The following is a 12,618-nucleotide window of genomic DNA, read 5'->3' as shown; positions in this document are numbered from 1 at the left end:
TCCCAAATTGTAATAAAATGTACGTATCTATGCTGGTGAAGGTGATGCCTCGACCCTGCAAACTGCGTTATACTGGTTCAGACAGACTACTAGTTATCGTATGTTTGATGTAAATTCAGCAATCAACTTACTGACGTGGAGGTTAACCGGAGCATGTTCGTATTGGCAGGCATTTTGTTTTTGGTGGTATACGGTTTATTGGTGTTTTACATAGGCTGGAGCGGCTGGAGCTGGATGAAGCCTGTCGTGTCAGCCAGATTTCGATGGTTCTATATTGTGGCCCTTGTATTTCTTGCAGTTTCATTCATTCTGGCCCGGCTGTTTGGAAGTATATCCTTCTTAAGTGTAATTGGTTCTTACTGGCTTGCGATTTTTTCGTTGCTGCTGCTGATCTTGCCCGTTATTCATTTAACATTGTGGTTGCTCCGATTAACGCGGATTCCCAGACATCACACGCAGAAGTGGGCTGGTGTAGTTACTTTGGTGTTACTTCTCTCTACGATGGCATACGGGATTTACAATGCGTATAGTCCGGTCGTGAGAGAGTACAGCATTCAGATTGATAAAAAGGTGGAAGGAATCGACAGTCTCAACATTGTTATGGCTGCCGACATGCATTTTGGACTTCTATCAGGACCGGCACATGCCAAGCGCATGGTGGAGGAAATTAACGCTTTGAAGCCTGATTTGGTCCTCTATCCCGGTGATATTATCGATGACAATCTGGACATGTACCTGGGTAGTGGCATCGCAGATATTATCAGTGGTATCCAGGCGCCTTACGGAGTCTACGCTTCATTGGGCAATCATGACAAGTTCGACGGTCCGATTGAAGATCTGATTGCTGCGCTGGAGAAGAGCAATATGCAGGTTCTCTACGATGATAAGATCATATTGGACGACAAAATCACTTTGATTGGACGGAAAGACAGAACGGAAGACGATCGTGCAGAAGTGGCAACGTTGATGCAGGATACCGATCTCAGCAAGCCGGTGCTGATGATGGATCATCAGCCGTATGATCTGGATATTGCGGAGCAGAATCATGTAGATCTGGTTGTGTCCGGTCACACCCACCGTGGCCAGATTGCACCAGCTCAATTCATCACGCAGGCGATCTACGAGAACGATTGGGGTTACTTGCAAAAAGGTGCGATGCATTCCATTGTGACCTCGGGTTATGGCTTCTGGGGACCGCCAATCCGCACAAGCAGTCGCTCTGAAATTGTTCAGATTCATGTGACATTCCAACAATAATAGTAAAAGGCCCTTCCTAGGAAGGGTCTTTTTTTATTGAAGTGTCTCTGCTTTGAGCAAACCAAAAGCATCTAACCTGTGTTTATATAATTAGAGCTTATATATTTCGGAAACTAGGATATTAACATACATACTTCTAAGAAAGAGATGATCAATTGAACACAAAAAGGCATTCCCGAAAACGAAATCGATTCGTTCTCATCTAAGGTTTCACACCACTGTACGATGGCAATACTCTATAGGGGTAAACAGGTAAATAGCTGATAGAAAGTAAATTGCTAAGATTAAAGCCCTAATAAAAAGGATTTTTCTATGTAATTAGCCGATGTAAATAAGACAGTGGTAGCATTTTTGGTTGACACCGTTTTCAGGTTGTGATAAATTATATCCGAGGCTTGTTACCGGTAATGCGGGCAAAACCACTATGGAAATGATTTTATTATTTCTATTTTGGTTTTGCCCTTTTTTAATCCTCAAAAAAAACGGGTGGTCCAAAATGATTATTAAACAGATATTTAATAACAATATTGTCAGTACCGTGGATGACAAAAATCAGGAACTGCTGATCCTCGGCCGGGGTATCGGGTTTAAGTTCAAAGTCGGTGATGAGATTGATGAGGAACGGATAGAGAAAGTATTCCGACTTCAGGATGCATCTATCTATGAGAAATTCAAGTCCATCGTCACAGAAGTGCCGATTGAAATTCTGCAGGCAACGGATGATATCGTAACGCTGGCACGTACGCAACTGAATAAAACCATCAGTGACGGGATCTATGTCTCGTTGTCGGATCACATTCATTTTGCTGTCCAGCGAATGGAAAAGGGCATGATTACAAGGAATCCGCTTTCCTGGGAAGTGCAGCACTTTTACAAGGCGGAGTACGATGTCGCCCGAGAAGCGCTCACGCTGCTCAAGGAAAGACTGGATATTGATTTTCCCAAAGATGAGATTTGTAATATTGCACTGCATTTCATTAATGCGGAAGTCAATGATTCCATGAATGATGTGACTCATCTCATGCAGCTGCTTCAGGAAATCATGAACATTATCAAATATCACTTCAATGTCGAGTTGGATGAAGATAGCGTTAACTATTTCCGTTTCATCACACATTTGAAGTACTTCTGCCAGAGAGTCATCACGCATTCAACTCATGATGATGCAGAGGAGTATTTATACGAGGTGGTTCGGAAAAACTATCCGGAAACCTTCAAGTGTATCGGCAAGATCGAAACGTTTATCCATAAGAATTATCAATACGACATGACACACTCGGAACAGTTATATCTCACGCTCCATCTGGAGCGGTTAATGAAAACCAAGCGAGAAAATTAGATGTTAACTGAATAACCCATGGGCTTGTTACTGTTCAATCAGGCAATACCCGAATGAAATGACGCGCACATGACGTGTCGTATTCGTTCGGGTATTTTTTATTGGAAAATATGAGGAGGAAAACATCATGAACCATCAGGAAACGGCACAGGAAATTATCAAAGCCGTTGGGGGCACCAATAATATCAACTCGGTGTACCACTGTATTACCCGTCTTCGCTTTGAATTGAAAGACAATGACAAAGTGGATAACGGTACACTCAAGAAGCTGGACAAGGTCATGGGGACCAACATTTCCGGCGACCAGTTCCAGGTTATCATTGGTAATGATGTACCAAAAGTGTTTGATGCGATGGTCAAAGAGCATCCAGCACTGCAGCAGAGCACGGAAAAGAAAGAGACCAAGTCGGATAACAAAAAAAATGTAATTCTTAAAATATTTGAAACGATTGCAGGCGTATTTGCACCCATGCTGCCAGCGATCACCGCTGCAGGTATGCTCAAAGGTTTGCTTGCCCTGTTTGTATCTCTCGGCTGGATGTCGGCAGGTACGGACACCTATCGCATTCTCTCAGCCATCGGTGATGGCGTCTTCCATTACCTGCCACTGCTGATTGCAGTCAGTGCTGCCCGCAAGTTCGGCAGTAATCCGTTTGTTGCGATTGCATTAGGTACGGCGTTAATGTATCCGGATATGAGCACACTGCTCTCCAGCGGCGAATCCGTTGCTTTTATCGGCATCCCGGTAACGGCAGTAAGCTATGCATCATCGGTTATCCCAATCTTGTTGGCCGTATGGCTCATGTCCTATGTTGAGAAGTGGGTTGACCGCGTAATTCCGGCCGCTTTGAAGCTGCTGCTTGTTCCTTTGATTACTTTGCTTGTTATGGTTCCGGTTACGCTGATCGCGATCGGTCCATTGGGTACATTCGTAGGTAATGGATTGTCCGGCGGTATTAACTGGCTGCTGAATGAAGGCGGATTGGTTGCAGGTATCGTACTTGGCGGTGCAATGGCGCTGATTATTATGACAGGAATGCACTATGCACTTGTTCCGATTATCCTGAGTAACATTGCTACACTGGGCTTTGATAAATTCTTGCCGCTGACGTATATCTCCAATATGGGTCAAGCCGGTGCAACTCTCGGCGTATTTTTCCGGGCAAAAGACAAAAAGCTCAAAACCGTTGCATTATCGACCAGCTTTACAGCCCTCATGGGTGTAACTGAACCGGCAATGTACGGGGTAAACATGAAATACAAAAAGCCATTTGCTGCAGCCATGATCGGTAGTGCTGTAGGTGGCGGATTCGCACTGGCCTTTGGAGCCAAAGCTTATGTACTTGCGGGTAACGGCGGACTTCCTGGACTGCCTTCCCTGATTGGACAAACGTTCTGGTATTCCCTGATTGGTATGATTCTTGCTTTCGTGGTAGGTGCGATTATGTCCACGGTATTTGGAATTAAGGAAGAAGAAGGAGACGCAGAAGCGCTCGCTCAATTCTCCCCTGGTGCTTCTTCTACGCCAGCAGCAGCGCCTTCCAATGAGGCAGCAGTGAACGTGGATGATATGGGTGCACCAACACCAACAAGTGATGCGAGAGCTGTAGCCCCGATGACAGGAAAAGCAATTCCGCTGAAAGAGGTCAATGATCCAACGTTTGGCGATGAATTAATGGGTAAAGGTGTTGCGTTTGTTCCAAGCGTGGGTGAGCTTGTATCTCCAGTTACAGGAACGGTTATGAATGTGTTCAAAACAAAACATGCGATCGTTGTTCGCAGTGATAACGGCATGGAACTTCTGATCCATGTAGGGATCAATACGGTCAAACTGCGCGGACAATACTTCGAATCCCATGTTGCTGCCGGAACTCGCGTCCAGGCCGGGGACAAGCTGCTTTCCTTCGAACTTGATCAAATTGCAAAAGAATATGACATTACAACGGCCATGGTTGTTACGAACACGGCTGACTACAAAGACATTCAGCCAATGAACTTGGGTGAAATTGCGATGGGGCAAGAAGTATTGAAAGCCCAAATTTAATCTTAATCAACGAGAAGAGGAGAGATACGTATGATTAATCGACAAGGATTTCCGGAAGGCTTTCTGTGGGGCGGCGCCATTGCCGCCAATCAGGCTGAAGGTGGATTCGATGCAGGTGGCAAAGGCTGGTCCACGGCGGACATGGTTCCTTATTTTGAGAAAAAAGACTACACCAATCTAAGAGAGCTCATGCATGTGACGACTGCAACCGTTGAGAAAGCGATGTCCCACCATAGTGCGGAGGGTTATCCGAAACGCTACGGCATTGATTTTTATCACCGCTTCAAAGAGGATATTGCGCTATTCGCTGAGCTTGGCTTCAAGACATTTCGTCTATCAATCAACTGGCCGCGTATTTTCCCGAACGGTTATGATGCGGAACCTAATGAAGAAGGACTACGCTTCTATGACGAAGTATTCGATGAACTGCGCAAGCACAACATTGAACCACTCGTAACACTTTCTCATTATGAAATGCCAATGGCACTGGTACTGAAATATAACGGCTGGGCTGGCTGGGAAGTCATTGGTCATTTTCTCAGATATGCCGAAACGGTAATGACCCGTTACAAGGACAAAGTGAAATACTGGCTCACGTTTAATGAAATCAACACAACCATCATCGAGCCGTTCACAGGTGGAGGCATTATCGAAGATCGTGTGGACAACGTGATGCAGGCTTCGTATCAAGCGCTTCATCACCAATTCGTGGCCAGCAGTCTGGTTACGGAAAAAGCTCGTCAGATTAATCCGGAGTTCCGGATTGGCTGCATGCTTGCTCGCATGATTCACTATCCGGCCACTTCGAAACCGGAAGATGTGTTACAGGCACAGATTGATAACCAACTGAATCTGCTGCATACCGATGTGCAGGTTCGCGGAAGTTACCCAACCTTCATGGCACGTTACTGGGCTGAGCATGGAATCTCCATTGTCATGGAACCAGGCGATGAAGAGCTGTTGAAAAAGCACACAGTCGATTTCATCTCATTCAGTTATTACACTTCTCTTGTATCTGCCGTAAATCCTGAGGAATATGGAGTGACCGGTGGCAATCTGTACAGCACGATCAAGAACCCAAATCTGGAACGTACAGAATGGGGCTGGCAGCTTGACCCAATCGGTCTTCGCGTAGTGCTCAAGGAGCTGTATGACCGCTATCAATTACCGTTATTCGTTGTGGAGAACGGATTAGGTGCCAAGGATACGGTTGAGGCTGACGGTTCCATTAACGATGATTACCGGATTGACTACCTGAGAAAACATATTACGCAAATGAAGGAAGCCGTTATGGATGGTGTGGACCTCATGGGTTACACAAACTGGGGAGCGATCGACATCATCAGTGCATCCACCTCCGAGATGTCCAAGCGTTATGGCGTAATCTATGTCGATCAGGACGATAACGGACAAGGTACATTGAACCGTTATAAGAAAAAAAGCTTTGGTTGGTATCAAAAAGTCATTGCTTCCAACGGAGAAGATTTGGCTTAATTCATAATGGCAGCCCCATGCGCAGCGGATGAGCGGCGCATGGGGCGCTTTTTTTTACCCATAGAGGAGATGGTAAAAAGAATAGCTTCATGACACCCGGGGTGATATACTGTGTTCGTACTGGGGAGGGATAACATGAAGAAACCAATTATTGCTGTAGACATGGATGATACGATCTGTCATCTGGTCCGGCGAGCCATTTACCACAACAACATCAACTTCCCGACCCATCCGCTGCGTTATGAGGATATGACTCATTGGGATACGTCTCACTTGCGTCATCCGGAGAGTACTCATGATGTTTTTTATGGTCGGCCGGGACTATTCGAGGAATTGGAGCTGTATGACGAGTACGTTGTGGATGAAATGCAGAAGCTGAATGAAGCTTATGATGTTATTATTGTAACGGCAGCAGACCCGAAGACCGTGGTGGAAAAGTGGAACTGGCTTCAGCGCCATATGCCCTTTATCACGCCGGAGCAGTTTATCACATGCAAACGGAAAAATTTGATTAACTTTGACTTGTTAATTGATGACGGAGCACATAATTTGATTCCGGCTTGGAAAGCGGGAAAGAAAGTCATTTGTATCCCTCATCCATGGAATGGGAGTGAGCGTGAACAATATCCATTTCCCTTGATGTCCAGTTGGAAAGGTGCCAAGGCGTACATAGATGACTTGTTTGAAACTGCAAGGGGCTAGTCAAAGTACCAAAAGGAAGGTCCAGACTTCAGGTTTTGGACTTTTTGCGGTATGTCAGCGGAGTTTCCCCTGTAATTCGTTTGAAAACGGCGTAGAATGTATCTACATCCCGGTAGCCGACAAGCTCGGCGATGAGGCTAACTTTATGCTGTGAATTCTTTAGGAGTTCACGGCTTTTTTGTATGCGCAGGTGCTGGAGGTACGAGCTGAACGTCTGGCCTGTATAGCTCAAGAACATGCGGCCAATTTGCTTTTCGCTCCAACCTGATTGGTGAGATAGATCACTCATGCGAATGCGCATGCTAAGATGCTGATCCAGATATTGAAGAATGTATTCAAAATCGGAAGAGGGCCCTTGTTCACCGTGTCTTTTCTGATGCAGCTGTCTGTAGGTCGTTACGATAAGCTGGCAAACGAGTGTGAATAACATACTGGACGAACCGATTCCCGCAAGGGAGGTTTCGCGGTAGAGCTTCACCATCAACTCTTCAATCTGACGATTCTGATCACCAATGGATATATAAGAGACCTCATTGTTGGCCAAATCGATCAGGTGGCTTCGAATGTCCTCTTCCTGAATGGTGAGGGACAGTTTATGTATCAGCTCCGTATGGAACAGACAGTTATATATGATAAGCGGATGCTCTGAGACATTGGAGGATGATGGACGAAATACATGGGGAACACCGACCGGGATGACAAAGAGCATGCCTTTTTGAACCGGGACAATGTCCTGATCAATGTGATGGAAACCTGCGCCTTCCGCAACATAACTGTATTCCAAGAAATCATGGGCATGGAAAGGGAGGTTGAAGTCCTCGGTACATCTATTAACAAAGAGCTGCAGCTCGGAGTTGAAGAAGAGTTCACTTTTTAACAGGTGCACAGATGAGTTCATGTCTTCACCTCCTTAATGTCATGGCCGAATTACCGGGTTAAACAGTCCTTATTACCGGGTATTTCCTTGAGCGGGATCAGTATAATTATAGCGTAAGCCTGTGTTGGAAACCACGATGGAAAGGAATGTTGATCCTATGTTGACCATCAATCATCTTCGTTGCGAGTATAAGGTGAATCCGATTGGACTGGATGTGAAGTCGCCCAGATTAAGCTGGCAGTTGCAGTCGGACCAGCGAAACTGTGTTCAATCCGCCTATCAAATTCAATTGTCACTAACGGATGGCCATGAAGAGACCGTATGGGATTCCGGGAAAGTAATCTCCGATCAGTCCATTCATGTGGAACTGGTTGGTTGGGAGCCTCAGGCACGAACCCGGTATTATTATCGCATTCGTGTCTGGGACACTGCTGAAGAGCAATCTGCCTGGTCAGCAGCAGCGTTCTTCGAGATGGGACTGATGGACAGCAAGAATGCTTGGCAGGCTGATTGGATTACGTCAAGACCCGAAGATGAGCATGATACGGCCTGTCCTCGCCTACGTACGACTTTCGAACTGAAACAAGAGGTAACTCGTGCAAGAATATATGTAACAGCTCTTGGACTCTATGAACTGCACCTGAATAACAAGAGAGTGGGTCAGGATTATTTTACGCCTGGATGGACCAGTTATGGGAAGCGGTTGCAATACCAGGTGTATGATGTCACTGATCTTCTGCAAGCAGGTGGGAATATTCTGGGTGCATACCTTGGTGACGGTTGGTATAAAGGTTATTTGGGATGGAATAAAGAAAAGAGGATATTCGGAGATCAAGCAGCTTTACTGCTGGAACTCCATATTCACTACGCGGATGGAACGGTAGAAAGCATTCTGTCTAATGGGGATTGGAAGAAGGCGAGTAGTGCCATACGTATGTCGGATATCTACATGGGGGAGACATATGATGCACGCTTGGAGACAGATTGGACAGATGACACTTCAACCCGTTGGTCACCTGTTGACGTTCTGGAATATACCAAGAATATTATCGTTGCTCAGGAGAATGTACCTGTTACCCAGGTACAGGAGCTTAAACCTATCGCCTTGATCACAACCCCACAGGGAGACCGCGTGCTGGACATGGGGCAAAATATGGTGGGATGGGTGAAATTCAACATAGAGGGTAAACAAGGGCATACCGTTGAGTTAAGACATGCTGAAATTTTGGATCATGAGGGTAATTTTTATACCGAGAATCTGCGCGGGGCAGCGCAGTCTATCCGATATACCTTAAAAGGTGAGGGGGTTGAATCATATGAACCCCATTTCACATTTCAGGGATTCCGTTATGTTAAACTCATCGGCTTCGCGGAATCCATAAATCTAGATGACTTTAGGGGAGTGGTACTGCACTCCGATATGGAGCGAACAAGTGATTTCCAATGCTCCAGCCCGCTTGTAAATCAGCTTCATCACAACATACTATGGGGACAAAAGGGGAATTTTCTTGACGTACCGACAGACTGTCCTCAGCGGGATGAACGTCTTGGTTGGACCGGCGACGCCCAGATGTTTATTCGGACAGCTTCATATCTAATGAACACGGGCCCCTTCTTCACGAAATGGCTGCGGGATCTTCAGGCAGATCAGGGCGAGGACGGTGGTATTCCCTTTTTCGTTCCGGATCTAAGGAGTTCAACTTCCGAGGGCTGGGGAGATTCCAGTCATTCCTCTGCTGCTTGGGGCGATGCAGCGGTCATCTGTCCCTGGACCATTTACGAGATGTATGGGGATGTCAGACTGCTTGCCGAGCAATATGATAGCATGAAACGTTGGGTTCATTATATTTATGAGCAAGGTAACGATCCATACTTGTGGAACACGGGATTTCACTTTGGGGACTGGCTTGGACTTGATTCCAAGCCGGACAGCTACATTGGTGCCACGGACAAGGATTTTGTGGCAACTGCGTTTTATGCCTATTCGGTCTCACTCGTGAGAAAGGCGGCCGCAGTTCTTGGGAAGGGCGAAGATGAAGCATACTATGCAAAGTTGCATGAACATATTGTAACGGCCTTCCGTGAGGAATTTGTTACGCCTGCGGGGAAATTGGCGGTTCCTACACAAACAGCCCATGTTCTTGCCCTGCATTTTGAATTACTGGATTCCAAGGCAAGACAGCGGGCTATCGACCAACTGGGAAAACTGGTTACAGATGCAGGGAATCATCTGACAACCGGCTTTGTTGGAACGCCATACCTGAATCCGGTACTCAGCGAAACGGGTCATCATGATCTGGCTTACACGCTGCTCTTTCAGGAAGACTATCCGTCCTGGCTGTATCAGGTAACGAAAGGGGCAACGACCGTCTGGGAACATTGGGACGGAATAAAAGAAGATGGAAGCCTATGGAGTGCAGATATGAATTCATTCAACCATTATGCGTACGGTGCCATTGGAGAGTGGCTATACCGTTATGTTGCAGGCATTCGTTCCGATGAGCAATCTCCGGGTTTCCATGTTGTGCATATTGAGCCGCAGCCTGGTCCGGGTCTGGATTGGGTGGAAGCAAGTCTTAATACGATGTATGGACGTGTGGGTTCAAACTGGTATCGCCGGGAACACAATGAGATGGAAGTGCACGTAACCATTCCCGCAAATGTAACTGGTACCGTTGTTTTGCCGGGTGCAAGCCTTCAGACAGTTATGGAGGGTGGTCTTCCTTTGCACAAGGTGCCGCATCTTCAGGATGTTCAAACGAGAGAATCTCATGTAAAGATTGATTTGGGATCGGGAAGTTACCAGTTCACATACAAGTGTGTAGAGGAATCGGAGCCCGTAATCATAAAGTAATATAGATAGAGGAATATGAGAATTGTGAAAAAAGGAGCTGCATGAACGCAGGTCCTTCTTCATTTTATATGATGATCTGGATTGATAATGTCGAATGATGTTGAATATGGGTGTGAATTGACGAAAATAATATGGATATCGATTGTATAACCCTCTCAGGCTGATTACAATGAAGTGTAGAATCTGGATTGCGGCCGGAAACTATCATCCCATATCAGTCATAAGTGAGGTTTTATCAATGAATCAACCGGTTAATCGGCCCCGGCGAATTGAATATCTGGATCTGTTTCGGGCTATTGCCATCATGGCGGTGGTTGGCATCCATGCAACATCCACAGCAGTTACACATTATCCCACTCATTCGCAGGGCCGTGATTTTTATTTTTTCTGGAACAATATACTGCAATTTGCGGTGCCTGCGTTTCTGTTTTTGTCCTCCCTTGTCTTGTTCTACAATTATAGTGCAAGAGTGAAGGAAACAGGGTGGATGTTCGGATTTTATAAAAAGCGTCTGCTCTATGTGTTTGTGCCTTATGTGATGTGGTCATTCATTTATTTTGGGATCAAACAGCTGCTGGCACGTCATGATCCAATGTCTCATTTTACGTTTTTTCTTAAACAATTGCTCACAGGAACAGCCCATACGCACTTATACTTTTTTCTTATTATTCTTCAGTTTTATGCGGTATTTCCGTTACTATTATCACTAACCCGGTTTCGTTTATTTAAGCGTTATCTGCCCTTATTCTTCATTGCAGCTCAGGCTGTCTTTTATGTGCTGCATCTTCAGTTTCACTTCGAACGAATGGGAAGTCTACTGCCGAGTTACCTGATCGTTATTGGGTTTGGCGCATGGATTGGCCTGAACTTTAACGTTTCTCTAGAGAAACTGCGTTCATACCGCTATGTCTTAATTTTGGCCTTTTTAAGCGGAGCTTTTATTGTTATATATGGCAGTGTCTACATAAAAACATCCTTAACCGCAATTCCAATCATGCAGTATACTCTGCTGTTTTTGTTTAGGAATTTGTTTACACTTTCTGCATGTTTGTTATTGCTGATGGGATGTGAACGAATAGCGGCAAAAAAGCGGGATCAAGCACATCGGATTCATCGTCTCTTCGACTCACTGGGTACAGTGGCCTTCGGCGTATTCTTAATGCATCCATTAGTATTGTTATTCTGGAGACGGGAGTTCTCGGTGGAACTGGCTCGGCATTTTAGTCTTGGCATACTACTTTCATACGTCGTGGCCCTGCTGCTCTCATGGGTGGTCGCGATTGGATTACGGCGAATGAAATGGGGCTGGGCACTGATTGGGCGCTAAATTTGATTATTATATTTAAGAATATGAATTAGAGATTCTAAGGCTCCTGATGAAAAAGGGGGAACTTGAATCTCTTTTTTATTTGCTTTTAAAGAGGTATTATGGATGAATGTCCAGAAAATTCAAATCATTTATATCCAAATGAGGAGTGGTGGGATGAAGTTTGTCATCATTTTTGGTCCACAAGCAGTCGGGAAGATGACCGTCGGCCAGGAACTGGAGAAGATCACGGATCTGAAGTTGTTTCATAATCACATGACCATTGAACTGGTATCTCCTTATTTCAGTTATGGTACACCTCAAGGTAAACGACTGGTGAGTCTGTTTCGTCAGGAAATTTTTGAGGAAGTGGCGAAGAGCAATCTTCCCGGCTTGATCTTTACATACGTGTGGGCGTTTGATTCTAAAGAAGATGCAGAATATATACGTAAAATCAGTGAGCTGTTCACTGCTCATGGCGGACAGGTGTGTTATGTCGAATTGGAGGCGGATATGCCGGAGCGTTTGAAGCGTAACCGGAGTCCTCACCGGCTGCTGCATAAGGCAACGAAGCGAAACGTAGAATGGTCCGAACAGGATTTGCTGGATAGCATGAACAAGCACCAACTGAATTCAGTCCCTGGAGAATTTACACATGAGCACTATATTCGAATCAATAACACACATAAAAGTCCTGAAGAGGTGGCAGAAGCCATTAAGAAAAGATTTGATCTATAAGCAGCTA

The 12,618-nt window shown here is 45.5% G+C and carries 9 protein-coding genes; 8 read left to right on the top strand and 1 reads right to left on the bottom strand.

Features of this window, described 5'->3' with window-relative positions; genetic code table 11:
• Positions 1–153: 153 nt before the first annotated feature.
• The 5 genes from AC3RCI_RS18220 to AC3RCI_RS18200 all read left to right on the top strand — a co-directional run bounded on the left by AC3RCI_RS18220 (position 154) and on the right by AC3RCI_RS18200 (position 6,836).
• Positions 154–1,257, top strand: a complete 1,104-nt coding sequence (locus AC3RCI_RS18220) for a metallophosphoesterase (protein WP_492525880.1) — start codon at positions 154–156, stop codon at positions 1,255–1,257.
• 496 nt (positions 1,258–1,753) lie between these two features.
• The gene (gene licT / locus AC3RCI_RS18215; RefSeq protein WP_127536652.1) at positions 1,754–2,596 is read left to right on the top strand and encodes a BglG family transcription antiterminator LicT; all 843 of its coding nucleotides are present in this window, start codon (positions 1,754–1,756) and stop codon (positions 2,594–2,596) included.
• 127 nt (positions 2,597–2,723) lie between these two features.
• A complete protein-coding gene (locus AC3RCI_RS18210; protein ID WP_492525878.1) occupies positions 2,724–4,640 on the top strand; it encodes a beta-glucoside-specific PTS transporter subunit IIABC in 1,917 nt (638 codons plus the stop codon).
• Positions 4,641–4,670: 30 nt separating this feature from the next.
• Positions 4,671–6,134 carry a glycoside hydrolase family 1 protein gene (locus AC3RCI_RS18205; protein WP_492525876.1) on the top strand — a complete coding sequence of 488 codons (1,464 nt, stop codon included), beginning with the start codon at positions 4,671–4,673 and terminating at the stop codon, positions 6,132–6,134.
• Positions 6,135–6,269: 135 nt separating this feature from the next.
• A complete protein-coding gene (locus tag AC3RCI_RS18200; protein WP_492525874.1) occupies positions 6,270–6,836 on the top strand; it encodes a 5' nucleotidase, NT5C type in 567 nt (188 codons plus the stop codon).
• Positions 6,837–6,864: 28 nt separating this feature from the next.
• Here the strand turns inward: AC3RCI_RS18200 and AC3RCI_RS18195 are convergent, their stop codons facing one another.
• Positions 6,865–7,734, bottom strand: coding sequence for a helix-turn-helix transcriptional regulator (locus AC3RCI_RS18195; RefSeq protein WP_492525872.1), 870 nt, complete (start codon positions 7,732–7,734; stop codon positions 6,865–6,867).
• 136 nt (positions 7,735–7,870) lie between these two features.
• Between AC3RCI_RS18195 and AC3RCI_RS18190 the strand changes: the two genes are divergently transcribed.
• The 3 genes from AC3RCI_RS18190 (at position 7,871) to AC3RCI_RS18180 (ending at position 12,611) form a co-directional block, all read left to right on the top strand.
• On the top strand, positions 7,871–10,567 hold the full coding sequence (locus tag AC3RCI_RS18190; RefSeq protein WP_492525870.1) for a family 78 glycoside hydrolase catalytic domain: 2,697 nt from the start codon (positions 7,871–7,873) through the stop codon (positions 10,565–10,567).
• Between the two features lie 238 nt (positions 10,568–10,805).
• On the top strand, positions 10,806–11,894 hold the full coding sequence (locus tag AC3RCI_RS18185; protein ID WP_492525869.1) for an acyltransferase: 1,089 nt from the start codon (positions 10,806–10,808) through the stop codon (positions 11,892–11,894).
• Positions 11,895–12,050: 156 nt separating this feature from the next.
• Positions 12,051–12,611 carry a DEAD/DEAH box helicase family protein gene (locus tag AC3RCI_RS18180; RefSeq protein ID WP_492525867.1) on the top strand — a complete coding sequence of 187 codons (561 nt, stop codon included), beginning with the start codon at positions 12,051–12,053 and terminating at the stop codon, positions 12,609–12,611.
• The last annotated feature ends 7 nt before the right edge of the window (positions 12,612–12,618 follow it).

It is taken from the genome of Paenibacillus sp. MT124, assembly GCF_058792755.1.
This window is presented reverse-complemented; position numbering and strand designations above follow the sequence as displayed.